This is a genomic window from Brucella cytisi, assembly GCF_038433355.1.
Lineage (GTDB): Bacteria > Pseudomonadota > Alphaproteobacteria > Rhizobiales > Rhizobiaceae > Brucella > Brucella cytisi.
In genome coordinates this window covers 219,359-245,128 of record NZ_JBCAUP010000006.1, presented here as the reverse complement: position 1 = coordinate 245,128, position 25,770 = coordinate 219,359, and the positions used below count along the sequence as shown (strand labels likewise).

The window sequence follows — 25,770 nt, the reverse complement described above, 5'->3', positions numbered from 1 at the left end:
GGTGTTGCGATCAGGTTTCATTCTTCGAGACTCTTAACTTTTTTCGAACCAAGCGGTTCGATATCCTCTTGATATGCGCATCTTATTGATCTATGTCAACATCGAACCGAGCGGTTCAATCCGAAGGATGTGCAGAAAGTTTCCCCTATGTCCGCCCCGAAGTCCGTTGATAAGGCCGATATTCATCCGTTCCCCAACGCTAAGAACTTCGCCTCGGCAACCCAGCCGGCGACAAGTGAGGCGCCTCTGAACGAGAGATCGCAGCCCCATACTGTACCGAACCCGCAGGAAGCCGCCCCAAAGGAAACTGCCAAAGAACCCGCAAAGAAGAAGGGCTTTGGCAAACGCGTCCTTCTTCCCGGCATTCTGGCGGTCGCGGTCGCTGGCGGCCTCTGGTTCGCCTATGACTGGTGGACGGTCGGACGTTTCATGGTTTCAACCGACGACGCTTATGTGCAAGGCGATATTGCGTCCATCGCACCGAAGGTGACGGGCTATATTGAAAACATCCCGGTGGTCGCGAACCAGCAGGTCAAGGCTGGCGATGTGATCTTCCAGCTTGATGCTGGCGACTACCAGATCGCACTCGACGAAGCAGAAGCCAAACTGGCGACCCAGAAGCAGACGCTCATCCGCATCAAGGCGGAGACCGATGCCGCACAGGCTGTGCTCCAGCAGGCCAATGCCGACAAGCAGGCCGCGACAGCTGTCCTGACCAATGCGCAGAACACGATTGCGCGCGTGCAGAAGCTGCATGAAACGCGGTTTGTCGCACAGGCCGATCTGGATACGGCGCAGTCCTCGCTTGATCAGGCTCGCGCCAAGGTCGCTGGCGGCGATGCGCAGATCGCTTCCGCCAAGGCCAATATCGAAGTGCTCAACGCTCAATATAACGAAGCCGACAGCACGATGAAATCGCTGGAACTTGCCCGCGATAAAGCCGCGCGTGATCTTTCCTTCACGTCACTGCGCGCGCCGTTCGACGGCGTGATCGGCAATCTTGCAGGCAAGAAGGGCGATCTCGTTTCGCCCGGCCAGAAGATCGCGGCACTCGTCCCGGTCAATGAGCTTTATATCGATGCGAACTTCAAGGAAACGCAGCTCGCAAAGATCAGGACCGGCGAAACTGCGCATATCTATGTCGACGCAATCGACGGCACGAAATTCGACGGCAAGGTCGCGTCCATCGCCCCGGCATCGGGTGCAGTGTTCTCGTTGCTGCCGCCGGAAAATGCGACCGGCAACTTCACCAAGATCGTGCAGCGCGTTCCTGTTCGCATCATGATCCCGAAGGAAGCACTCGAATCGGGCAAGATTCGTGCCGGCCTCAGTGTCGTAGTCGATATCGATACGCGTACGGCACCCGAAGAAAAAGCTGACTGACCGTAATCGGCAGATCCTGTTGAAACAACACATGGCGGCGCGGTGAAACGGATTTCGCGCCGCCTTTCTCTTCCATTCCGGAGTGCGCCGTCATGGCTGCAGATACGACAATGGGGCCAATGGCTCCAGCAGACGATCGCATCGACCCGAAGAAGGCTGTTGCCTTTCTGGCCATGGTGTTCGGCATGTTCATGGCGATCCTGGACATCCAGATCGTCTCCGCATCGCTGGCCGAAATCCAGGCGGGTCTAAGCGCCAGTTCCGACGAAATCTCCTGGGTTCAGACATCCTATCTGATCGCGGAAGTCATCATGATTCCGCTATCGGGCTTCCTCGGTCGCCTGTTGTCGACGCGCGTTCTCTTCACCATTTCGGCTGCAGGCTTCACCCTCGCCAGCATGCTCTGCGCGACAGCGACGAACATCGAACAGATGATCGTCTATCGCGCCATTCAGGGCTTCATCGGTGGCGGCATGATCCCCAGCGTTTTCGCAGCCGCCTTCACCATATTCCCGCCCTCCAAGCGCTCAATCGTTTCGCCGATGATTGGCCTTGTGGCAACGCTTGCGCCCACTATTGGCCCGACGGTGGGCGGCTATCTGAGCCACGCCTTCTCCTGGCACTGGCTGTTTCTGGTCAATGTCGGCCCCGGCATACTGGTCACCATCGCCGCATGGAACCTCATCGACTTCGACGAAGGCGACAGCTCGCTTTTGAGCAAATTCGACTGGTGGGGTCTTGCCGGCATGGCAGCTTTCCTCGGTTCGATGGAATATGTGCTTGAAGAAGGCCCACGTAACGACTGGCTGCAGGATGAAGCCATCTTCATTCTGACCGGCGTCATGATCATTGGCGGTATTCTCTTCTTCTTCCGGGCCTTTACGGCTGAAGAACCCATTGTGGACTTACGCGCCTTCAAGAACGTCAACTTTGCCTTTGGCTCGCTGTTTTCGTTCGTGATGGGTGTCGGCCTCTACGGTCTGACCTATCTTTATCCGCTCTATCTCAGCAGCATACGCGGCTACGATGCCCTGATGATTGGTGAAGCGCTGTTTGTCAGCGGCCTCGCCATGTTTTTCACCGCACCGCTGGCGGGCTTCCTGTCAAACCGCATGGATCCGCGTCTGATGATGATGATTGGCTTCCTCGGCTTTGCTGCAGGCACATGGATGGTGACCGGCCTCACTGCAGACTGGGATTTCTACGAACTGCTGCTACCGCAGATCCTGCGTGGCTGTTCGCTGATGCTTTGCATGGTGCCGATCAACAATCTGGCGCTCGGCACGCTTCCGCCTGCCTTGCTGAAAAATGCGTCGGGTCTTTTCAACTTGACCCGTAACCTGGGCGGTGCGGTTGGCCTTGCCGTGATCAACACGATCCTCACCCGTCGCGGCGACATGCACTATGAGCGTCTGGCGGAGCATGTTCGCTGGGGCAATGCCGAAGCCGAAAAGATGATCGCCAGTCTGACGGCCAAGTACAATGCGGCTGGCATGGACGGCGCAACAATCGCCATTGCCAAACTCTCCGGCATGGTGCGCCAGCAGGCCACTCTCCTGTCCTTTATCGACGTGTTCTTCATTCTCACGATGATGTTCTGCTCGCTTGCTGTCTGCGCCGTCATGCTGCGCAAACCGAAGCAGGTCGCTGGTGGCGGTGGAGGGCATTAAACCTTCCACCCCACAATTTCATACGAAACCCATGACGGTTCATTCCACTTTCGGAAATTTTCGCTTATCCCCGATATCCGACATTCATGCCGCGCTGGGACAAACCCTTGTCGCGCAGGGAAAAGCCTCTCACAGAATTATGACAGCGACGAATTTGCTGTCACAATTCCTGTCATAAAAATGCTGCTCCCGCTAACGGATGAATTGCTAAGTCCCTGAAAACGTGTTTCACTTTCCACCGCTGACAGTTTGTGACAAGCCATAAACTGTCATCCAACCGTCATGTAGGGCGGGTATCGGGAATGCGCGAGCACCGGAATCGGCCGGGGGCGTTCGCCGGACTTAAACAGGGGAGTCAAACAATGCTTGCTTACACAGCGCGTCTGCTGTCGTTTTCGACGGCTATCGCCGTTGCCGGGGTTTCCATCGCCGCTGCCGAACCGTCAGCCGAACTGATCGCCGCAGCCAAGGCAGAAGGCGAACTGACCACCATCGCACTCCCGCATGACTGGTGCGGCTATGGCGAAATCATCAAGAGCTTCAAGGACAAGTATGGCCTCAAGGTCAACGAACTGAACCCGGACGCCGGTTCGGGCGATGAAATCGAAGCCATCAAAGCCAACAAGGACAACAAGGGCCCGCAGGCTCCTGACGTTATCGACGTTGGCTTCGCCTTCGGCGCATCGGCCAAGAAGGACGGCCTCATCCAGCCTTACAAGGTCGCAACCTGGGACGAAATTCCGGACAGCGCCAAGGATGCCGAAGGCTACTGGTACGGCGATTATTACGGCGTTCTGGCCTTCGAAGTGAACAAGGACATCGTCAAGGACATCCCGCAGGATTGGGAAGACCTTCTCAAGAGCGACTATGCCAACTCCGTTGCGCTTGCGGGCGATCCGCGCGTTTCCGCACAGGCCATCCTCGGCGTTCATGCGGCCGGTATCGCACGTGGCGGTGAACCGGGCGAAGCCGCAGGCAAGAAGGGCCTTGATTTCTACAAGGAACTGAATGCCAACGGTAACTTCGTTCCAGTCATCGGCAAGGCCGCTTCGCTGGCACAGGGCTCAACCCCGATCGTCATCCGCTGGGACTATAATGCTCTTGCCGATCGCGACACGCTCAAGGGCAACCCGGAAATCGAAACCGTCATTCCGAAGACCGGCGTTATCGCTGGTGTCTATGTTCAGGCGATCAGCGCCTACGCACCGCATCCGAACGCTGCGAAGCTGTGGATGGAACACATCTATTCAGATGAAGGCCAGCTCGGTTATCTGAAGGGCTACTGCCACCCGATCCGCTTCAATGCAATGGCGAAGGCTGGCAAGATCCCGCAGGAACTGCTCGACAAGCTGCCACCGGCAGAAGCCTATGAAAAGGCTATCTTCCCGACCCTTGAACAGATCGAGGCCGCACAGACCACGATCACCAAGGAGTGGGACAGTGTCGTGGGCGCAAACGTCCAGTAAGGTTCTGCAAGCGCCAAGTACACACTTGTCGCATCGAACATATATCGCGTCGGCCTTGGAGCGCATCCCGAAAAGTGTGAAACGGTTTTCGGGATGCGCGGTGCGGAACAAAAGTTGAAATACATTGATCTGGTTTATTCAGATCGGTGTATCTCGGCGGTCGGCGCGATATCAAAGCGGCTTTCATCTGAGCCGCCGATCCTCTTTTCCAAACAGCGCCAAGCTCTTTGGCAAACAGGAAATGCTCTAGCTATTTCCGGCAGGGGCGAATGGCAGCCTGCCGATCGCAAAAAATAAAAACAAAAGTCGGAACGGTTCTGTCAGTTCCGTTCTGGCGGGAACCGGTCTAAAGAAAGAACGTATGAGTTCAATAGCCGAAACATCAGCCCCCAGCGGAGTGCGCAAGCGCCGGCTTCCGTTGTCCTGGCTTGGCGTGACACCGTTTTTCATCTTCGCCATTTTGTTCCTGATCTGGCCGACGATGTATCTCATCATCGGTGCATTTCAGGACCCGGCCGGAAACTTCACGCTCCAGAACATCCACGATCTGTTCCAGCCACAGATCATGAGCGCCTACTGGGTATCGATCAAGGTCAGCCTCGCATCGGCCATTGGCGGCGCGATCATCGGCTTCTTTCTGGCCTGGGCGGTCGTTCTTGGTAATTTGCCCTCCTGGCTGCGTCCGACGGTACTGACCTTCTCAGGCGTGGCATCGAATTTTGCAGGCGTACCGCTTGCCTTCGCCTTTCTGGCGACACTCGGACGAACCGGCTTTGTGACGATCCTGCTCAGGGAATGGTTCGGTTTCAATCTTTATTCGACAGGTTTCAACCTGCTCTCCTTCTTCGGCCTGACGCTGACCTATCTTTTCTTCCAGATACCGCTGATGGTGCTGATCCTGACGCCCGCGCTCGATGGTCTGAAAAAGGAATGGCGGGAAGCCTCATCCATTCTGGGTGCGACCACTGCGCAATACTGGCGCATGGTGGCCTTCCCGATCCTGTGGCCGAGCCTGCTCGGCACGACGCTTCTGCTGTTCGCGAATGCCTTCGGGGCGATTGCAACAGCCTACGCTCTGACGGGCTCTTCGCTCAACATCGTGCCGATCCTGCTCTATGCCCAAATTCGCGGCGATGTTCTGCATAACCAGAACCTCGGCTACGCGCTGGCACTTGGCATGATCGTGATCACAGGTGTTTCGAACCTCATCTATATTTGGCTGCGTATTCGCGCCGAGAGGTGGCAGCGATGAAAAAGAAAGGCATTAATGCCCAGAAGATTGGTGCCTGGATCGCCTTCCTGATCGGCGCAATCTACTTCCTCGTCCCGCTAATCGGCACGTTCGAATTCTCGTTGCGCATGCGGCGCGGCGAATATTCCTTCGATGCCTATCGGGTCGTGTTCTCCGATCCGAATTTCCAGGCCACCTTCGGCTATTCTATCCTGCTTGGCCTGCTGACCATCGTTTTCGGTGTGTTGCTGGTGGTGCCAACGGCCTATTGGGTGCGCCTGCGCCTGCCGCAACTGCGTCCGGTGATGGAATTCATCACCCTGATGCCATTGGTTATTCCGGCTATTGTCATCGTGTTCGGTTATCTGCGCATCTTTAACTCGTCCTCATGGCTGCCGTTCACGGCATCGACGCAGGCAACCGACTTGCTTTTGATGTTCGGCTATATGACGTTGTCGCTGCCCTATATGTACCGCGCCGTCGATACGGCGATGCGGACCATCGACGTCAATACGCTGACGGAAGCCGCGCAAAGCCTCGGCGCGGGTTGGGGTCGCATCATGTTCAAGGTGATTTTCCCGAACGTGATGTCCGGCGTGATGAGCGGTGCCTTCATTACATTCGCCATCGTCATCGGCGAATTCACGCTGGCTTCGCTTCTGAACCGTCCGGCCTTCGGTCCCTATCTGCAGCTCGTCGGCGCAAATCGCGCCTACGAACCGTCAGCCCTGGCGATCATTTCGTTCGGCATCACGTGGCTCAGCATCATCATGCTGCAGCTCGTCTCGCGCCTCAATAAATTCAAGACAACCGCCGGGTAACATTCATGGCTTTTCTTAATATCAAAAACCTGAAAAAGAGCTTCGGCGCCAATACCGTCGTCCACGATTTCAACCTCGCCGTGGAGAAGGGTGAATTCGTCTCCTTTCTCGGCCCATCGGGCTGCGGCAAGACAACCGTTCTTCGCATGATCGCCGGTTTCGAAATACCTGACAGCGGCGCCATCGAGATCGACGGCAAGGATGTGGTCGATCTCAAGCCCAACCAGCGCAATATTGGCATGGTGTTTCAGGCCTATGCGCTGTTTCCCAATATGACGGTGGCGCAGAATGTTTCGTTCGGCCTGCGTGTTGCCGGAAAACCGAAGGCGGAAATCGACGCCACCGTGAAGGAGATGCTGGGCCTCATCCGCCTCGACCATCTGGCGGATCGTTATCCCTATCAGATGTCCGGCGGCCAGCAGCAGCGCGTGGCATTGGCCCGCGCGCTTGCCACCAAGCCGCAGGTTCTTCTGCTCGACGAGCCGCTATCGGCGCTGGATGCGAAGATCCGCATATCCTTGCGCGAAGAAATCCGCGCTATCCAGCAGAAGCTCGGTATTACGACCGTGTTCGTCACCCACGATCAGGAAGAAGCGTTGTCGATCTCTGATCGCATCGTAGTCATGCATGAAGGCCGCGCCGACCAGATCGGCTCTCCGTTCGACATCTATAACCGTCCTGCCTCGCGCTTCGTGGCATCCTTCGTCGGCACGCTCAACATGCTGGAAGCCTCGGTCAGCGAACCCTACAAGAACAGCATCGAGCTCGACGGCCGCACCATCACCGTGCAGGAAAAGCTCGACCATCATCCGAAAGGCAAGCCGCTGACACTGGCCTTGCGCCCGGAAGCTGTCAGCCTCGAAGCACGCAAGAGCCACGATACCTCGCTCGACGCGACTATCGAGGACGTGCACTTCCTCGGCTCTGTCATCCGTACACGTGTGGCGCTTGGCAAGAACCGCCTGTCGTTCGACACGTTCAACGACCCGACCCAGCCTCCACCACAGCGCGGCGACAAGGTGACGGTGCATTTCGCCTCCCATGACCTGCTCGTGCTGGCAGATTAAACAAAAAAGCCGCCCGATGGGCGGCTTTTTTGTTTGTCACGTGCGCGACGGGCTGTTGAGATTTCGGTTCATGACGTGCCGAAAATGGTGGCTTTCGAGAACCGGATTGCGGAAAGACGCCATTTGCAGGCGGTCAGGGACCGAAAGATATCAGCCCCAGGGACCGTGGAAATCACCATCCTTATCAATGCGCTTGAAGCCGTGCGAACCGAAGAAGTCGCGCTGGCCCTGAATGAGATTGGCCGTCCCGAGCGCCCGCGTGAAGCTGTCAAAATAGCTGAGCGCTGAACCGAGTGCTGGCAGGGGCAGGCCAGCAAGCGCCGTCTTGGCGACGATCTGGCGAAGGCCCTTGGAAGCCTTGCTCATGCGCTCCACGAAAGCAGGTGCCAGCAGCAGATTGCGGCTTTCGCTGTCTTCGAAGGCATGGGCAATATCGTCCAGAAGCTGTGAACGAATGATGCAGCCTGCGCGCCAGATGCGCGCCGTTTCGGCAAGCGGAATGTTCCAGCCATGCTCCTGCGAGGCAGCTTCCATCACCGCGAAGCCTTGGGCATAGGCAGCAATCTTGCCAGCAAGCAGGCCCTGCTCCAGATCGGCAAGGAATTTTGCCTGATCGGAAATGTCGAGGCTGCGCGAACCCGGCTTGTAGGCCTTCGCGGCAAGCTCACGCGTGGCCTTCAGCGAGGATAGCGAACGGGCAGCCACTGCAGCTTCGATTGCCGTTGCGGGAACGCCGAGCATCTGCGCTTCGATGGCCGCCCAGCGGCCCGTGCCCTTCTGACCGGCTTCATCGAGGATCATGTCGACCATCGCCTTACCGGTTTCCGGATCGGTCGCCTTCAGCACCTTGGCTGTGATTTCGATCAGATAGGAGTTGAGCGGACCGTCGTTCCACTTCTCGAACACATCACCGATGGCCGGAGCCGAAAGTCCGAGGCCGTCGCGCAGGATGCCGTAGATTTCGGCGATCATCTGCATGTCGGCATATTCGATGCCATTGTGGATCGTCTTGACGAAATGACCGGCGCCATCCGGTCCGACCAGCGCACAACAGGGCTCGCCCTTGTACTTGGCGGCTGCAGCAAGCAGGATCGGCGCGATGCGCTCATAAGCTTCCTCGGTGCCGCCGACCATCATCGATGGGCCATGGCGTGCGCCTTCCGCACCGCCCGAAACACCCATTCCGACAAAGGTCGGGTCGTTGGGGCCAAGCGCCTTCAGACGACGCACCGTATCACGGTAATCGGAGTTACCAGCGTCGATCATGATATCGCCCTTCTCAAGATAAGCCTTGAGACGGGTGGTCTCAGTATCGACGGGAGCGCCTGCCTTGATGAGAAAGATAATCGGGCGCGGCTTGCGGATATTGGCAGCCAGGTCCTCGAACGTGGGGCAAGGGATGATCTTGTCGTGCAGCGGACCAGCCTTTTCCATGAAAGCTTTCAGCACAGGCTCATCACGGTCATAGACGGCTACCGTGTAGCCTTTCTCGGCTATGTTCAGCGCCAGGTTGGAGCCCATGACGCCAAGTCCGACCATTCCGATATCTGCTTTTTCCATTTTGTGCCCTTCAGAAATGCAACCGACCGGCCGTCGTCTAGACACATGCAGAACATCGAACGCCGACAAGCCGAACCGATAAGAATAGGCTGCAGCCGGATTTCGGCAGCAGCGCATGTCAATCTGTATCCTATTGTGGGATGATCTAGGGCATATGACGCAAAGTTGATAGACCTCCCATGATGAAAATCACCGGTTTTGCCCGTGCAAGCGCCACGTTAAATCGGTTAGCTCACCTCAAAAGCCGGTACTCTGCGATTTTCAGACCCGTTCCAGCTTGCGATGCGGCAGCGGTGGCAATTCGACAATTATCGCGTCATCCGCCTTCACCGTGCCGCCTGCAAGAACGACGGTCATAATGCCGGACTTGCGAATAAGTTCGCCATCGGGCGTGCGATCCAACACGGCATCGAGAAGCCCGGTCTGGAAATTCTCTATCTGGGAGCAAGGGTTGCGCAGGCCCGTTATTTCCAGAACGACCTCATCACCGATCCTGATCAACGCGCCTTGCGGCAGCCCCAGAAGATCGACGCCGCGCGTGGTGACGTTCTCGCCAAGATCGGCGGGCGCGACATCAAAGCCCTTTTCCATCAGTTCGTCGAAAAGCTCGGCATGAATGAGGTGCACCTGTCGCAGATTGGGTTGCGTCGGGTCGGCCCGCACGCGTGAACGGTGCTTCACCGTCACGCCCTGATGGGCATCACCTTCGACGCCAAGTCCTGTGACGATGCGGATTTCCGGCACGACCTGTTTTGAAAAGCGGTGCTCGCCATCCCGCGCCACAGCCACGACAAATCCACGCATCACATCCACCTCTCCTGACAGGATAAACAAACTTCGTTAGCCGCATTACATGGGTTATATAGCACCTGTATGAAACGGCGGGGCAAGCACGTGAATCGCGATAAGCAGACAGAGACGGATTTCCGCTGGGGCATTTGGGGCACAGGCACGATAGCCGCCGCCTTTGCTGGCGATATTCAGGCAAGTACCGGAATGCGCGTTACCGCAGTCTGCTCGCGGGCGTCAGAAACCGCCGAAACATTCCAGCGACGTATCGGCGCAGACAAGGCGTTCAATGATTCAGATGCATTTCTTTCCGACGCGGATATTGATGCCATCTATATTGCAACCCCGAGCGCCATGCACGTGCTGCAGGCCATGCAGGCAATCGCAGCGGACAAGCCCTGCCTGATCGAAAAGCCGCTCTCGCTGGATGCCGCTGGCGCACGTCAGATCGAAGCTGCGGCAAAAGCAAAAAACGTCTTCGCCATGGAAGCCATGTGGAGCCGTTTTCTGCCAGCGATCCGCGCCGCCAAACAGCATATCGATAGCGGTCGCATCGGCACCGTAACGCGCATCGAAGCCGAACTTTCCTATATACGTGCCTACGACCCGCAAAGCCGCTTCTTCAGCCTGGACCTTGGCGGCGGCGCTGCATTCGATCTGGGCGTCTATCCTATTTCGCTGGCATTGTATTTTCTAGGTCTGCCGGAGCATGTCGATGGCCGCTGGCAGCGCGCCAAAAGCGGCGTGGACATGCGCACCGAGTTCCAGCTTGGGTGGCAGGGCGCCACGGCCAGCCTCTCCTGCGGTTTCGACCGCGACGGCGACAATCGTGTGCTGATCGAGGGAACCGGGGGCACGATATTGATCCACGCACCGTTTCTGAAAGCCCAGAGGCTGACGCTGTTTTCAGCCTTTGCCGCGCGGTCATCGCTCGGACCGAATAGTGGTAAGGGCGTTATCGGCAAGATTATGAACCGCCTGCCCCTGCCAGGCCGCACAATCGAGACTTATGCCTTTTCCGGCAACGGGCTGCAGTTTCAGGCCGAAGCGGTCCGCGATGCAGTGCGCAGCGGCCAAATCTCCAATGCGACCATGCCGCTTGACCAGAGTGCAGCCGTTGCCGACATTGTCCGCAAGGTTCTGGCTAAAGGTTAGAAGCTACTTCTCATCCTGTAGGGCTGTGCATTTTCGCCAGCATTGTTCAAGGCAAGCGCGATTTCAGTGATATGCAGCGCCACATCACCGGAAAAGAATGCCTTATCGCCGGTTTGGATAGCGCGTGCCTGATCGGCAATGCCGCACACAAAATCAATCTGAGAAGGATACATCGGCAGCGACCGCTTGTCGGCCCTCTGATAGGGTAGCTTTGTGCCAACGGTCGGCTTCCATGACAGGAACTTGCCGATACGCATTTCCAGAATACCGAACAGGCGCGCCAGAAACCGGCGTTTCTCCTCCGTGCGCTCAAGACGAACAGTCGAGCGATTATCCCAAAGATCGTCCACCACAATCGAGCCCTTGTCTGCAACGATTGTCAGGCTGCGATCCTTCGGCATCGCAAGCCCCGATGTGAGGCGTGCCACCAGTCCCGATTTGAAAACAAGGCAGCCGACCGAAAAATCGGGCGCCATGTGAAGATGTTCGGTCCCCGGCCCCTTGTTGGGAAAGGTTATGGCGGAAAATGCCGAAACGCTCTCGACCGGGCCGAACAACGACACCAGCCATGACAGTGCATAGCCTGCATGTTCCAGCGTACAACCAATCTCGAACTCGTGCAGGCCCGGCCATGGCGCTCCCGACTGCGAACGCCAGGTCGACCATTTGTCGCGAAACACCGGGCCGTCTTCCATTTCGGCATAAACGAGACGCGGCATGCCAATCCCGTTTATCACGCTTGCTACCAGACGATAGGCTTCGCTGAGACCGTTAGCCGGGGCTGCCGCCAGCGTGAGGCCGGATTGCCGTGCAAAGGCGACCAGCGCTTCCGCATCCTCATAATTCATGGCCAGTGGCTTTTCGGAATAGACATGCTTTCCGGCGGAAAGCGCTGCATGCGAGATTTCGAAATGACTTTCGGGCGTGGTCAGATTGACGACGATCTGCACGTCAGGATCGGCCAACACTGCCTCAAAACTGTCATAAGCCCCGACGGAATAGTGCTCGCAGAACGCTTTCATTCGTTCAGGTGACCGATCATAGACCCCGCGCAACTTCAACTCGGGATAATTGCGCAGCGTGGTCATGTAATAGTCGGCAACAAACCCGGTCCCGACGATTGCGATATTCATGAAGTGGCTCCGGCTAAAAGCATTTCCAGCAAAAGTGCGAAGCGGTTTTGCGTTGGATAATGCGTATAAACAAAGAGATAGTGCGGTTCTACGATTCTGTTTTAACTGGAATTGCTCTATCGTTTCGGAATGATAATTTTCGCGATCAGCCTGAGGCCGAAAATCGCAAAGACAAGCGTAAGCCAGACCGGGTCCATGCGACGAAAGAAAAAACTTTCCAGCATGGCATTCAACGTTCCGAAGAAGACGATCATCAGGAAGAAATCGGCAAGCAGCAGATTTTCGCGCACCGGACGGCACCGCAGGTAATTGACCAGTGGCATGATGATGATGACGAAGATGGCGCAGATCAGCGCCGGAATCCCCATCGATACCGCAATATCCAGATAGCCATTATGTCCATGCACGATGCCGCGCACATCCCAATCGAGATAGTAGGGGTTCGCCGCCTCTTTTACGATCGGCGTGCCCCAGAAGCTTTCATAGCCGAAACCAGTCCAAGGGCGATGGGAAAGCGCCTCAACGGCAAAGGCCCAGATGGAGGTGCGTCCGGTGAAGGTCGGATCAACATCAAGCTGCAGAACGAGCTGGTGTATCGGCTCGAAAAGAACCGTGCCGAAGGTGAACAGCGCGAGCAGAAACTGGATCGTGAAAACTACCACCGGTGCAAGGAAACGGAGGCCGAAAATACCAGGGCCGATCACGAGCAGCATGGCGAGCGGTACCAGTGCCGCAGTGGTTTTCGATCCGGTCTGCGAAACGAAGATCAACGCAGAAACTGCAATCAGAAAACCGCTTATGCGCCAGCCGCGCCGCCACAGATAGACACCGGCAAAGGCAAAGGCGGCCATGACCGGTCCGGCAATATTCTTGTGGGTGAAGACACCGCGCCAGAGATAGGCGTTTTGCGGCTCCAAAGCATCGGCGCCGTGTGTGCCGAGATTGGGCAGGAGGAGGACGCCCGCATAGGAAACGACGATCACAATCGAAGCCACCGTGACCAGCATCGTCGAATAGGCGTCGCCGTCCTGCGGCAGGCTCAAAACAGCGATGACCGTCAGAATGCCGATCATGGTCAAAAGCACACCGCGTATGGCGGTTGACGGATCAGGGCTTGCAAAAACAGAGGTAAACAGGAAGGCGAACATCAGCAGCCAGCCGGGGCTGACGATTTTGACCACCTTTTTCGGGTCGGCAAACATCGCAAGCGACAGAAGCGCCACCGCGCCGAGACAGCCGAAACCAAGCTGATTGATGACGTCGCCGCCGCCCGATGCGTCGCCATCGGCTGCGGCACTCAGCGGATTGAACGGACGGAACGAAATCAGCAGGATGCAGAACGTTATCGTGGCGATAACAAGCGCAATCGTACGGATCGTCGCCCGCATATCGGTTTGCGCCGCAACGTCGGAACGGGTGTCAGTTCTTGTCCGGGTTGCGATACTGCTCATTCAGATATCCAAAATGGGCCATAACCCGGCCCAGCCCGATATGGATGAAATAGGTCCCGACCGGCACGAAGCGCGCCGCGAATCCGCGCCGCACGGCCTTGATTGGAGAATAGCCAAGAAGTGCAAGGCTCTTCAAGAACACGCGCACCTGACCGAAAGGCTCGTCCTTGCGCTGGCGCTGTTCAATCAGCGTCGACAGAACACCGTTGCGCAAGCCGCGCGCCGTGATCCAGTCACTCTCCAGCCGCCGCGCCGGAATGGTCTCGCGGACAATGCCTTCATTGCACCAGGCGATATTGAAGCCCTTGGCCCGCGAACGATTGATGAAATCTGAATCGCCGCCGCCGGTGAAGTTGAACTTCAGGTCCATGAACGGATAGCCGATGGCTTCCAGCACCGGACGCGCAATCAGGAGGTTGCCGGATGAATAGATGATCGGAACCGGGCCGGTCCTGTTGTAATGCGGCAGGAAAACAGGATGTCTCGCCCATTTTTCCGCGCCCGGCTTCTCGAAGATCGGATATTGCGGGCCGCCGACGAGACTGGCGTTATAACGCTCGGCGGTGGCCACCATGTTTTCGATCCAGGCGGGATCAGCCAGTTCATCGTCATCGATGACGACGACATATTTGAAGTTCGGGAAAAAAGTCATCGCCGTCAGCCAGCCCGCATTATATGCGTTGCAGTTGCCGCGATGGGATTCGACGATCAACATGCCGGTATATTTTCCGGCCTCGAACTGCGGCGCCGCGACCTTGGCACCTTCCCGGTCCTCCGCCTCGTTCTCGATCAAGACGACCGCAAAGCGACGGCTCGTGACCTGAGCATTGAGCGTATCCAGCGTCTGGATGACATGCTCCGGACGGCGGAATGTCGGCAGCGTTACCACCACCTCGACTTCATCGAATTGAAGCCCAGGAGTTTTAGCAATTACTTGTATATGACTAGGTAAATCAGACATAACGCTACCGGATATTTCGAACTTCTATATTTGTTTATCCGCCACTATTGAAAAACATTTAAAGAAAAGTTCACCGCAGGACTATAAACACTGATCAAAACTAGCATAGAGCATATCGACCCGAAATGTTAAGGGTTTTAAGATGAATAATGCATTAGGAAAAGCTTGAGCGCAGCCCATCAATTTTCATGCTGCGCGTGCCAGAATGATTGTTCAGGAGTTGAATTGCCGTCCCCTCACCTTGTTTTCGTGACATCGATTGTTCCGCACGGAGTACCGACCACCGGCTACGAAGTGGCAAATGCCGCCGTGGTCGATGGCTTGCGTCGTTCGGGAGCAAAAGTGACCGTCTTTGGCTTCACATGGCCGGGCGTGAAAGCCGATGCTGCAGATACAGTCGTTCTGGGTGAAGTCGAAGTACGGACCGAAGGCGCTGGCATCAAGCGCAAGATCGGCTGGGTGCTGAAATCCTTCCTGACCGGTCTTACGGTTTCCTCCGCGAAGCTGCGGGTTATACCGGCTGAGACACTGCGTGCAGCGATCGCAAAGATCGGCCCGTTCGATGCCTATGTGCTGAACGGCGTGACCTTGCCCGGCGCGTTCGAAGACATCTTCAAGGACAAGCCTTCGCTGTTCGTAGCGCATAATGTGGAATATCGCTCAGCGGAAGAAAACGCTGCCGACGCAGGAAGTTTCATCCAGAAATTTCTGTTCGGTCGCGAGGCTCGCATTCTCAAAGGACTGGAAAGCCGCCTCGTCGGAAGTGCCCGCTTCGTCTTCACTTTTGCCGAAGATGACGGACCAGCACTTGGACTTGGCCCTGATCGGTTTGCGACAATGCCGCTCGTCACGCCGGGCGGGATGCAAGCCGCACGGCAGCGCCCGACAAAATACGACCTTGCCCTGATCGGCACATGGACATGGCATCCGAACCGCATCGGGCTCGAATGGTTCCTGCGCGAGGTAAAGCCACATCTTCCCGACGATATTTCCATCGCGATTGCAGGCAACACGCCTGCCGATCTGATTGCTACATGGTCGAGTGTGGGGTCCGGCATCAATTTCGTCGGCAAAGTGCCGGACGCAACCGAATTTGTGGAAAGCGGCGCGCTTGTACCGCTGATCAGCCGTGCGGGCACCGGCGTGCAGCTCAAGACTGTTGAGACGTTCGAACTGGGCATGCCAAGTGTCGCCACAGCGCATTCCGTGCGCGGTATCGGCAATATCCCGGACAATTGCACCATTGCCGACGACCCGCAGGCTTTCGCTGCGGCAGTCGTCGAGCGAATTGAAAAGATGAGATCGGGGGATCACCAGAGACTGGACGGCAAAGCCTTTACAGGGTCACAAATCGAAGGCATGGACCGCGCAGTTGCCAGAGGTCTGCAAGCACTTCATGGCAAAGACAAAAATACGGACCAGGCATGATGCATACCGAAAATGTCACTTACCGGAATATCCTTGGCGTGAAGGTCGCCTGTTTCGACTGGGACAGCGCCTTTGCCTTTTTCGAGAACCGCATCAATGAAGGCCGGTTCATGAAACAGGGCTGGCTCAATGCCAACAATTCCAACATTACGGATACTGACCCAACTTACCGCACTGCATTGCAGGATTTCCTGATCCTGCCCGACGGTGTAGGCGTCGATATTGCCAGCAAGGTCGCCTATGGCAGCAAATTCCCCGCCAATCTCAACGGGACAGACTTCATTCCGGGCCTTCTGCAGCATATGAAACGCCCGCTGAAGGTTGCACTTCTCGGTGGAGGTCCAGGCGTCGCCGCCGATACCGCGCAGCTCTTCATGCAGCAGATACCGCACCATGAATATCATGTGATTTCAGACGGCTTCTTCAAGCCCGCCGATCTCGACGGTATTCTGGCGCAGCTGAAGGAATTTCATCCCGATATCCTGCTCGTCGCCATGGGCGTTCCGCGCCAGGAACTCTTCATCGACAAGCATCTCACGGAGGAACATTGCACGGTGGCGAGTGCCGTCGGTGCGCTGTTCGACCTGCATACAGGTCGTGTGCAACGCGCCCCGCAATGGGTACGCAAGATCCAGATGGAATGGGTGCACCGGCTGCTACAAGAACCGCGACGGCTCGCAAAACGCTATCTCATCGGTAATCCCGTATTTCTGTGGCGCGTTGCCAAAGGCTGGATGAAGGGAGCCCCCCGGTGAAAACCGCAATCGTCACAGCGAGCTGGGATCAGGATTTCGAGCGCTGCAAGCTGCTTTGCGAAACCATAGACAAATATGTCAGCGGTTTCACGAAGCACTATATCCTTGTCGACAGCAAGGACATTGCCCTGTTCCGCAAGCTCGAAAGCACACAACGCGTCATCATTGATGAACGCGATCTGCTACCCTCATGGCTCCACGCCTTTTGGGACCCGGCCTATCTGTGGCGCAGGCGCGTTTGGCTCTCACTCAGAACCAAGCCGCTGCGCGGCTGGCATGTGCAACAGCTGCGCCGCATCGCGCTTGCCGGTGCCGTGGAAGAAGACGGATTTCTCTATACGGATTCCGACACGGCTTTTCTGCGCCCCTTCGATTGTGGCACGCTCTGGCACCACGAAAAGCTTCGGCTCTTTGTACGTCCCAATGCGCTTGCCAATCCGGAATGGCCGGAGCATCCGGTCTGGGCAGCCAACGCGGCAAAGCTGCTCGGCATCAGGAAAGGGAAAAGCGGCCTGAACGACTATATCGGCCAGCTTGTCTCATGGCGGCGCGATAGCGTGATTTCCATGTGCGAGAGGATCGAAGCCCATACCGGACAGCACTGGGTGGCAGCCCTTGGCAACATACGCCGTTTCTCCGAATGCTTCATCTATGGCCGCTATGTCGATGATGTACTGCAAGGTTCCGGTCATTACAGCGACACCCATGATCTGTGCCGGATGCAATGGTTCGCACCGCCACCGAGCGAAGAGGAATTCCGCACCTTCATCGCCGAAATGGAACCACATCAGGTCGCAATCGGTATGCAGTCTTTCCTCGGTCTTTCGGTTGATGACATTCGCCGCATTATCGGAACCTAAATCTCAAACCCGCTTTGCCGGTAAACGAATGCTCGTATAGGTAAAAACCAGAGACAGCAGATAAAGTCCGGCGAATACGACATTGAGCCCGAGAATCCAGTCATTGTCATCGACATAATTCACGAGCAGAAGCCAGACAAAGAATGCTTTGGCGGCGGTCATCAACACCATGCTCAGCGTCCTGAGACCGGACTGGCCGCGCGCATACAGAATTTCCGTCTGATACTCGATGAGATTGCGAAACCCCGGCACGAGCCACACCAGTGGCAGCAGCCCGACAATCGGTGCAACGCTTGAACCGAGTGCGTTCGGGAAGATTTGCAGGAACACAACCATCGCGCCGAGGCCTGCCACCGAAACGGCAAAGACTGCAAGTTCCAGCCCGGCGCGGATGCGCAATGAGGACAGCATGTCCGGCGTGCGCATGAGCTTTTGCACCAGCATCATGTTGAAGGACCGCACCGGCAAAGCCGTCAGATCGACAAGCCGCATGATGATCGCATAAAGGCCCGCCGTCGCAGGCCCACCGACGGTCAGCACAAGTAGCTTGTCGAGCTCGGCCTGAATATAGAACAGCAGTTCGGCCCCCATGACTGCAATCGCATCGGAAAGCCGCCGTATATAAAGCGCCGGTTTGAAGCGGAGCTGGATAGACGGATAGAATTTCAGCGCCGTCAGCAGCGCAACACCATTGGCCGCCGCATACCACCACGCCCAATGGGCGATGTCATGAACACTCGCCAACCACATGAACAGGACTGCCGCCACGGCGCGCGTGGCTGTCCCGAAAATCACCAGTCCTGCAGATATACCGAACCGGCGCAGGCCGTTGTTGATGATGATGACGATTTCCGTCGAACGCCAGAGCAAGGCTTCAGCAAATACCACCACGGCAAAAGGCAGAAAGGAAATGTCGCGGCTGAAAAAGACGAAATAGATCAGCCAGGACGCCAGCGCGAACAGCGGCAGGGAAACCAGAAGGGCGACAAGAAAACCCGCCGTATAGATACCGAGCAGGCGCGGCTTCACCGTCGATATGCGGTAAAGCGGTGAGCTGAAGCCGAGAGAAATGATACGTGACAGAACCACGCCTGTGCCCGATGCGGTGGCAAATATGCCGAAATCACCGGTTGGGAGTGTGTTTGCGAGCGCGATGAAATAGACGAGCGAAACAACCAGCCTGCCGGCGGAACCGGAAAACAGGGATAGGTAATCACGCACCATTCCGGCATTGTTGCCTGACAATTTCCGGAGCGCTTTTGCTATCAACAGGGGTCCTCGTCTATCATAGTCTGGTGCATGTGCCTTTCCATTGGAACGGAGACATAATCGGGGTTTAGCTAAAAAGACTTAAACTCTTCTTTGCAAGCTCAAAGAGTAAACAAGCAAAAGCTAAAGTTGTAGATTCAAGGAATTGACACTCCACCTCGACATTATTTTAACGTTTTGTTTTCTATAAAAAATTACATTCGGCCTTGAGGTGCGAGCCAACCGGACTCCCGTTTGGCAGGCGGGAGCCTTGGCTTATGAATTTCAAAGCAGCCGCTGGCGCCGGGAACGGTTGAGACGGCTTACAGACACGGACGATTTCAGCAATGAGGGATCACGAGGAGCGCAGAAAGGCGGGAGTTGAGAAACCTCTTCTCGCATTCTCCGACGCTCGCCCGGCTGATCGTCTTGACAGCGAAACCGCACCACCCTGGACACCCCCCGCGACACCGGATGAACGCGCCGCGTTCTTCCGCCAGCGCGATCATACTGCGCAGGAAACACCAGAACCCGCGGAACCCGTTCTCGAAGAAGAACTGGATGATGCCGATGTCGCCGAGCTGCAAAAGCGCGTCGCGCTGATCGAGGCGGAACTGGAACGCAAGGTTCAGGAACGCGAACGCCACAAGGTCGCAGTTGAAACTCCCGCTCCCTCATTCGAGCCGACCGGCGAACCGGTACGGCGCGAACGCCCTGTCATTGACGGACCGGCACCTGATGCGGAGTGGAAACCGCTGATCGATCCGCGCATCGCTATCGACGTGCTGCGCGGATCGCGCAAGCTCCTGCTTGTCAGTACAATACTGGGTGGTGTGGTCGCTGCGCTCTATGCATTGTCCCTGCCACAGATGTATGTCGCATCGACGGATATTCTGGTCGACCCGCGCAATATCAAGACCGTGGGAGACGAGCTGACGCCGGGTCAGCTCCCGACCGATGCGTCACTTGCCGTTGCGGAAAGCCAGGCACGTATCATCGATTCCAGCAGCGTGCTGCTTAAAGTGATCGACAAGACAGACCTGACAAAAGACCCCGAATTCAACGGCACTCTGGTTCCGACCGGCATTGCCGGGCTGTTTACACAGATCAGGGATATGATGTCGCCCCAAAAGGCCAGCGACAGCCAGACACTGCAAACCCGCGTCCTGTACAATCTCCACAAGAACATCGCCATTGGCCGTGATGCCAAGACCTTCATCTATTCGATCTCGGTGAAAACGCGAGACCCGCAGAAATCGGCATCGCTTGCGAACACGATCAGCTCCGTGTTCCAGAGCGAGCTTGCATCCGTGCAATCCGACGCTGCACGGCGCACTTCGGATGAACTGTCGAACCGTCTTGCCGATATGCGCGCCAATGTCGAACAGGCGGAGCGCGCAGCAGCCGACTTCCGCGCGTCGCACGATCTGGTCAATGTCGACGGCAAGCTGATCAGCGACAACGACCTGACTCGGCTCAACGACCAGTTGACCAACCAGCGCGCCGAAACGATGCGGCTTCAGGCCCGCGTGCAGGTGCTCAGCAGTGCTACTTCCGACAGCGTGGTATCCGGGACCTTGCCGGAAGACCTGCGTTCCAACACGCTGACCGCGCTGCGCGCCCAATATGCGCAGGCGCGCCAGACTGCAAGCGGCCTGTCTACCCAGCTTGGCCCACGTCACCCGGCGCTCATTCAGGCGCAGTCGCAGGCAGGCACGGTCCTGAACGACATCGATGCCGAATTACGGCGCATCCGCTCCTCGTTGCAGGTCGAGGTTGCCCGATCCGCGCTGCAGGAAAAGGACCTCAGCGCCCGCCTGGCGCAGCTAAAATCCCAACAGGCGAACAATAGCGGCGATCTGGTGAAATTGCGTGAGCTTGAACGCGAAGCAACAGCGCGGCGCTCGGTCTACGAAGCCTTCCTCCTGCGTTCACGTGAGACGAACGAACAGGAAGGCCTGAATACGGCCAATGTCAGGGTTCTGTCGGAAGCTCGCCCGCCGCTCGATCCGGCAGGCACATCGCGCAAACTGATCGTCATTGCGGGGCTGATTGCAGGCTTCCTTGCAGGCCTTGCAATAACAGCCGTCCGCAACTTCGGACGGCTGCTGCGTCTATCTTAATTCACGCGGACTGCCGCAACGAGGCCTCAACGCGCGTTACCTTGCGTCCACTGGCGCGCAGAATGCCGTGCGCCCCGTCAAGATGGCCCGGCTTCAGCTCAAGCGCCAGAAAGCGACGCTTCTCGTAAGGGCCGGGCATGGCAAGCTCGCCGGTCTTTTCAGCGGTGAAACCAAAACGCTCATAATATTCCGGATCGCCGACAAGGATGATCGCGCCATGGCCGCGGTCTTTTGCTTCATCAATCGCATGACGCATCAACGCCGAACCGATTCCGCAACCGGCAGCCGAAGGATCGACGGCCAGCGGACCGAGCAGCAAAGCAGACACCGGAAAGCCGAAAGCATCGAGACCGGCATGGACATTCCACAACCGCACAGTACCTGCGAGCAGGCCGTCTTCGCCAAGCGCAGCGAAAGCCAGCCCGTCCGCATGCAGGCGACCGCGACGCAGCTTTTCCGATGACTTCCGGCGACGGCCTTCACCCATCGCGCGATCCAGCAGCGCTTCACGCGCAAGCACGTGCTCCAGCGTTTCGCCCGCTATTGTAAAAGCCGGAGCGACGATGGTTGCAGTATGTTCCTGAATTTCAAGAGTTACGTTCATGACATCTATCCCCGCAAAGCGGCAGCAGCACACCCCACCCAGCGCCTTGCAGCACTGGGCGGATTGAGAGGATCATTCGGGACTTTTAAAGGTATGATCTAATCCGAAAACCGGTTCCCACTTTTCGGGATCATACCAAGTCTGAATGATCAGATGACGTAGGATCGCAGCGGTTCGAAGCCGTTGAACGCCACCGCCGAATAGGTGGTGGTGTATGCGCCCGTGCCTTCGATGAGGATTTCATCACCGATGGTCAGCGAGACCGGCAGCGGGTACGGCGTCTTTTCGTAAAGCACATCGGCACTGTCGCAGGTCGGGCCAGCCAGCACGCATGGTTCGGTTTCGCTGCCGTCATGCGGGGTCACGATCTGGTAGCGGATCGCCTCGTCCATGGTTTCGGCGAGACCGCCGAACTTGCCGATGTCGAGATAGACCCAGCGCACATTGTCGTTGTCTGCCTTGCGCGAGACCAGAACCACTTCAGTCTTGATCACGCCTGCATTACCGACCATGCCGCGGCCCGGTTCGATAATGGTTTCCGGAATACGGTTGCCGAAATGCTTGGACAGCGCATCGAAGATCGCCATGCCGTAGGCCTGAGCAGTCGGCACGTCCTTGAGGTAACGGGTCGGGAACCCGCCGCCCATATTGACCATGCGCAGAACAATGCCTTCGTCAGCAAGGATGCGGAACACCGACGCCGCATCGCTGAGCGCACGATCCCATGCAGAAAGGTCCGTCTGCTGCGAGCCGACGTGGAACGATACACCGTAGGAATCGAGACCGAGCGACTTTGCATGACGCAGAACGTCGATGGCCATCGCAGGCACGCAACCGAACTTGCGCGACAGCGGCCATTCGGCGCCTTCGCCATCCGTCAGCACGCGGCAGAACACGCGGCTGCCGGGAGCGGCGCGAGCAACCTTCTCGACTTCTTCAACGCAGTCAACCGCATAAAGGCGAATGCCCAGCTCGAAGGCGCGCGCAATATCGCGCTCCTTCTTGATGGTGTTGCCATAGGAGATGCGGGTTGGCGTTGCGCCAGCTTCCAGAGCCATTTCGATTTCAGCAACCGAAGCGGTGTCGAAGCACGAGCCGAGCGAAGCGAGCAGGCGCAGGATTTCCGGCGCAGGATTTGCCTTCACCGCATAGAAGATGCGCGAATAGGGCAAAGCCTTCTCGAAGCTCTGATAGTTGTCGCGCACGACGTCGGTGTCGACGACGAGGCAAGGACCGTCCGGACGGCGGGTGTTGAGGAAGTCGATGATACGCTGCGTTGCCATGGTCGTTCTCCCGCACGGCTTATCTGTTGCCGTATTCTAAGGGACAAAGTGTGCATGAACGCATCCGCCGTGAAGTCAGCCTTTGGAGGTGCTGATGTCACGCGAAAACTCATGCGGCGATGGAACAACGCTAAACCCGCGTTACTCCGCTTTGTCTGCCTTGGATTGGAATTGGAGAACCGCATCCGCACTTCTGGCAATGAAGGTGTGCCTCTTCAGTAATTTCGGCTTTTGGACAGCCGAAAGACACTAGAAAGGCCCGCACCGTCGTTGCTTCAAGATGTCCTCGATCTGGCGGTTGGCCAACAGATCGACTGGAGCGGTTAGGTCCAGGTACCGTACCGAATTCCTCACCATTCGAGGATCGGCGGACACCCACAGGCACGTGCGACTTTGGGCAAGCGCGATATAAGCGCAAAGTCGTGACCATTCAATGACAAAAATTTCTCCGGACGAATTTATTTTGGCAGGCTCGCGCTGAACGGCGCGCTTGCCATTGTTCAATATAAGTGAAACATTCGCAGCTCAGACCTGCCTCGAAAGAGCGTAAATAGACCGTTAATTGCTGCATGTTGTGAACAATGGCCAGTTTTGATCCCTTCAACGCCATCATTGCAAAACCTGAAAGGTCACCCGTTCACACAGCGGACGGACCGCTCAAAGGCGAACGGCTGGCCGTAAAAGACATTTATGACGTCGCCGGAATGGCAACCGGATGCGGCAATCCGCAAATCGAGGCCGAATCACCTCGCGCCGAAAGATCAGCTCCGGTGGTGGAGAAACTCCTCGCCGCCGGTGCCGAATTTGTCGGCAAGGCGCAGACCGACGAACTTGCCTTCTCCTTGATGGGGCAGAATTCGCATTTCCCCTATCCGATCAATCCCGCAGCATCGGACCGCGTTACTGGTGGCTCATCATCCGGCTCGGCAGCGGCAGTAGCAGGCAAGCTCGCCGATATTGCGCTCGGCTCCGATACGGGCGGCTCCATTCGTGCGCCTGCAAGCTTTTGCGGTCTTATCGGCTTGCGCACCACCCATGGCCGCATTCCGCTCGAAGGTATCATGCCGCTTGCGCCCTCGCTCGATACGATTGGATGGTTTGCACGCGATATCGACCTTTACGACCGCGTTGGCTCTATCCTGCTTGGCGACGACGCCCGAGAATTCAGGCTGACGCAGCTTCTCTATATGCCGGTTCTGGAACAGCTTCTGCTCGGCCAGGAAGAAACTGACGCCTATCGCACCATGTTCTCCGAAGTGCGCCCGCACTTTTCCACCCTGAAGGCGGCAAGTCAGCCGACGCTCTCGATAGACGAACTCTATCTGGCCTTCCGCCACATACAGGGCGCGGAAGCCTGGGCGACGCACGGCGGCTGGATTTCTTCGGGTGATCGCAAGCTCGGCCCCGGCGTCGCAGACCGTTTTGCCTTCGGAGCGAGAATCGCCGCTGATCTCGTTACCAGCCAGCGTATGCGCCGGGCACAATTCACGCAGGAACTAGAACAGATCGTCGGCAATGATGCAGTGCTGGCGCTACCGACCGTACCAGGTGCTGCTCCGCTGGCAAAAGAGCCTTTCGAGGCGTTGCAGGCCTATCGCGAACAGGCTTTGCGCCTGCTTTGCCTTTCGGTGCTTTCCGGCCTGCCGCAGATCACATTACCTTTGGGACAGGTGCAGGGCGCACCTTTCGGCATTTCCTTCATCGGACCACGCGGCAGCGACCGGGCGCTGATCGCACTGGCCAAAAACATCGTCGGGAAGCGGGGCTAGACTATGGACACCCTCACACGTATGCGGGCCTTCATCGACGTGGTCGAGGCGGAAGGCTTTTCCGCCGCCGCGCGAAAAATCGGGCGCTCCAAGGCACTCCTTTCCAAATATGTGCGGGAACTGGAAGACGAGCTCGGCGCACGGCTTCTCAACCGCACAACCCGTCAGTTCTCGCTGACCGAAGCCGGGCACACCTATTATCACCGCGCAGTTGAAATCATTCGCGAGATCGACGCGTTGCAAGATGCTGTCAGCGAAACCAGTTCAGACGCGCGCGGGCGCATCAAACTGTCGGCCCCGCGCACTTTTGCCGATGCCGTGATTGGCCAGTCGCTGATCGACTTTTGCCTCGCCCATCCGGAAATCGTGCTCGACGTTCGGCTGGATGATCGGTTTGTCGATCTAGTGGAAGAAGGCTTTGATCTCGCGATCCGCATCACGCGCTTGCAGGACTCTTCCCTCATTGCCAAGCGCCTCTCGCCCTTCCATTCAATCCTGTGCGGCGCGCCCGAGCTAATCGCCCGCGTAGGCAAGCCCGAACGTCCGGAAGACTTGGCCGACCGGCCCTGCATCATCGACACCAACGCACGCTCACGCAACAATTGGCATTTCCGCAATACCGACGGTTCGATGATGACGGTTCCCGTTAACGGTCCGATTGAGGTGAACAGTCCGGTTGCAACCAAGAATGCTGCACTCGCCGGGCTCGGCTTCTGTATGCTGCCCGCCTTCATCGCCGAAGAAGAAATCGAACGCGGCAGGCTCGTAGCCTGTCTGGACGAATTCATCGTGAAGGATGGCGGCATCTATGCCGTCTATCCACATCGGCGCTATCTGCCAGCAAAAATCCGGGCATTGGTCGATTTTCTGACCCAATGGTTCAAGGAACGGGAATAGAGCGCATCCAGAAAAGGGTGAAACGGTTTTCGGGACTAAGATGCACGATAAAACAACTAGAATGTCGCACTTTCGCCGCCTTCGGGCATAAGCGTGAGAAAACTCTAACGGAAAAT

The 25,770-nt window shown here is 57.1% G+C and carries 21 protein-coding genes; 13 read left to right on the top strand and 8 right to left on the bottom strand.

The window, feature by feature from the left end:
• Positions 1-147 precede the first annotated feature (147 nt).
• From AAE521_RS08735 to AAE521_RS08710, 6 genes are all read left to right on the top strand, one after another.
• Positions 148-1,383 (top strand): HlyD family secretion protein, encoded by a 1,236-nt coding sequence (locus AAE521_RS08735; protein ID WP_071630592.1) that lies wholly within the window; start codon positions 148-150, stop codon positions 1,381-1,383.
• 92 nt (positions 1,384-1,475) lie between these two features.
• Entirely contained in the window at positions 1,476-3,053 is a 1,578-nt protein-coding gene (locus tag AAE521_RS08730) for a DHA2 family efflux MFS transporter permease subunit (RefSeq protein WP_071630593.1), read from the top strand.
• A gap of 362 nt (positions 3,054-3,415) precedes the next feature.
• Positions 3,416-4,519 carry an ABC transporter substrate-binding protein gene (locus AAE521_RS08725; RefSeq protein WP_071630594.1) on the top strand — a complete coding sequence of 368 codons (1,104 nt, stop codon included), beginning with the start codon at positions 3,416-3,418 and terminating at the stop codon, positions 4,517-4,519.
• Positions 4,520-4,880: 361 nt separating this feature from the next.
• Positions 4,881-5,771 carry an ABC transporter permease gene (locus AAE521_RS08720; RefSeq protein WP_010660709.1) on the top strand — a complete coding sequence of 297 codons (891 nt, stop codon included), beginning with the start codon at positions 4,881-4,883 and terminating at the stop codon, positions 5,769-5,771.
• Positions 5,768-6,571 (top strand): ABC transporter permease, encoded by an 804-nt coding sequence (locus tag AAE521_RS08715; protein ID WP_342061083.1) that lies wholly within the window; start codon positions 5,768-5,770, stop codon positions 6,569-6,571. Before AAE521_RS08720 ends, AAE521_RS08715 begins: the two co-directional genes overlap by 4 nt.
• 5 nt (positions 6,572-6,576) lie before the next feature.
• Positions 6,577-7,638: an ABC transporter ATP-binding protein gene (locus AAE521_RS08710; protein WP_071630598.1), complete on the top strand. Its 1,062-nt coding sequence runs from the start codon at positions 6,577-6,579 to the stop codon at positions 7,636-7,638.
• A gap of 150 nt (positions 7,639-7,788) precedes the next feature.
• On the opposite strand, the gene gndA is transcribed toward AAE521_RS08710, so the two are convergent.
• On the bottom strand, positions 7,789-9,198 hold the full coding sequence (gene gndA / locus AAE521_RS08705) for an NADP-dependent phosphogluconate dehydrogenase (RefSeq protein ID WP_342061082.1): 1,410 nt from the start codon (positions 9,196-9,198) through the stop codon (positions 7,789-7,791).
• A gap of 261 nt (positions 9,199-9,459) precedes the next feature.
• Entirely contained in the window at positions 9,460-10,002 is a 543-nt protein-coding gene (locus tag AAE521_RS08700) for an MOSC domain-containing protein (RefSeq protein ID WP_071630600.1), read from the bottom strand.
• A 90-nt stretch (positions 10,003-10,092) separates the two neighbouring features.
• On the opposite strand from AAE521_RS08700, the gene AAE521_RS08695 reads away from it, so the two are divergent.
• Positions 10,093-11,142, top strand: a complete 1,050-nt coding sequence (locus AAE521_RS08695; RefSeq protein ID WP_342061081.1) for a Gfo/Idh/MocA family protein — start codon at positions 10,093-10,095, stop codon at positions 11,140-11,142.
• Here the strand turns inward: AAE521_RS08695 and AAE521_RS08690 are convergent.
• The 3 genes from AAE521_RS08690 to AAE521_RS08680 all read right to left on the bottom strand — a co-directional run bounded on the left by AAE521_RS08690 (position 11,139) and on the right by AAE521_RS08680 (position 14,687).
• Complete coding sequence (locus tag AAE521_RS08690) at positions 11,139-12,275, bottom strand: Gfo/Idh/MocA family protein (RefSeq protein ID WP_342061080.1); 1,137 nt, start codon at positions 12,273-12,275, stop codon at positions 11,139-11,141. The two genes, AAE521_RS08695 and AAE521_RS08690, sit on opposite strands and share 4 nt — an antisense overlap.
• Positions 12,276-12,391: 116 nt before the next feature.
• Positions 12,392-13,726, bottom strand: coding sequence for an O-antigen ligase family protein (locus AAE521_RS08685; protein ID WP_342061079.1), 1,335 nt, complete (start codon positions 13,724-13,726; stop codon positions 12,392-12,394).
• Positions 13,695-14,687, bottom strand: a complete 993-nt coding sequence (locus AAE521_RS08680; RefSeq protein WP_342061078.1) for a glycosyltransferase family 2 protein — start codon at positions 14,685-14,687, stop codon at positions 13,695-13,697. The genes AAE521_RS08685 and AAE521_RS08680 overlap by 32 nt, the downstream gene beginning before the upstream one ends.
• Before the next feature lie 225 nt (positions 14,688-14,912).
• Here AAE521_RS08680 and AAE521_RS08675 point away from each other — a divergent pair, with 225 nt between their 5' ends.
• The 3 genes from AAE521_RS08675 to AAE521_RS08665 are packed head-to-tail and all read left to right on the top strand — an operon-like array spanning position 14,913 to position 17,730.
• The gene (locus AAE521_RS08675; RefSeq protein WP_071630605.1) at positions 14,913-16,115 is read left to right on the top strand and encodes a glycosyltransferase family 4 protein; all 1,203 of its coding nucleotides are present in this window, start codon (positions 14,913-14,915) and stop codon (positions 16,113-16,115) included.
• A complete protein-coding gene (locus tag AAE521_RS08670) occupies positions 16,112-16,870 on the top strand; it encodes a WecB/TagA/CpsF family glycosyltransferase (RefSeq protein ID WP_071630774.1) in 759 nt (252 codons plus the stop codon). The genes AAE521_RS08675 and AAE521_RS08670 overlap by 4 nt, the downstream gene beginning before the upstream one ends.
• On the top strand, positions 16,867-17,730 hold the full coding sequence (locus tag AAE521_RS08665; RefSeq protein WP_206044269.1) for a DUF6492 family protein: 864 nt from the start codon (positions 16,867-16,869) through the stop codon (positions 17,728-17,730). The genes AAE521_RS08670 and AAE521_RS08665 overlap by 4 nt, the downstream gene beginning before the upstream one ends.
• Positions 17,731-17,733: 3 nt before the next feature.
• Here the strand turns inward: AAE521_RS08665 and AAE521_RS08660 are convergent, their stop codons facing one another.
• Positions 17,734-18,999 (bottom strand): lipopolysaccharide biosynthesis protein, encoded by a 1,266-nt coding sequence (locus AAE521_RS08660; RefSeq protein ID WP_342061077.1) that lies wholly within the window; start codon positions 18,997-18,999, stop codon positions 17,734-17,736.
• Between the two features lie 326 nt (positions 19,000-19,325).
• Between AAE521_RS08660 and AAE521_RS08655 the strand changes: the two genes are divergently transcribed.
• Positions 19,326-21,101, top strand: coding sequence for a GumC family protein (locus AAE521_RS08655; protein WP_342061076.1), 1,776 nt, complete (start codon positions 19,326-19,328; stop codon positions 21,099-21,101).
• A gap of 1 nt (position 21,102) precedes the next feature.
• On the opposite strand, the gene AAE521_RS08650 is transcribed toward AAE521_RS08655, so the two are convergent.
• Together AAE521_RS08650 and odc2 are read right to left on the bottom strand one after the other, a co-directional pair.
• On the bottom strand, positions 21,103-21,705 hold the full coding sequence (locus tag AAE521_RS08650) for a GNAT family N-acetyltransferase (RefSeq protein WP_342061075.1): 603 nt from the start codon (positions 21,703-21,705) through the stop codon (positions 21,103-21,105).
• Positions 21,706-21,854: 149 nt separating this feature from the next.
• Positions 21,855-22,988: an ornithine/lysine decarboxylase gene (odc2, locus tag AAE521_RS08645; RefSeq protein ID WP_342061074.1), complete on the bottom strand. Its 1,134-nt coding sequence runs from the start codon at positions 22,986-22,988 to the stop codon at positions 21,855-21,857.
• Between the two features lie 581 nt (positions 22,989-23,569).
• Here odc2 and AAE521_RS08640 point away from each other — a divergent pair.
• Positions 23,570-24,757: an amidase gene (locus tag AAE521_RS08640; protein WP_342061073.1), complete on the top strand. Its 1,188-nt coding sequence runs from the start codon at positions 23,570-23,572 to the stop codon at positions 24,755-24,757.
• Positions 24,758-24,760: 3 nt separating this feature from the next.
• The gene (locus AAE521_RS08635) at positions 24,761-25,654 is read left to right on the top strand and encodes a LysR family transcriptional regulator (RefSeq protein WP_061347625.1); all 894 of its coding nucleotides are present in this window, start codon (positions 24,761-24,763) and stop codon (positions 25,652-25,654) included.
• Positions 25,655-25,770 lie beyond the last annotated feature (116 nt).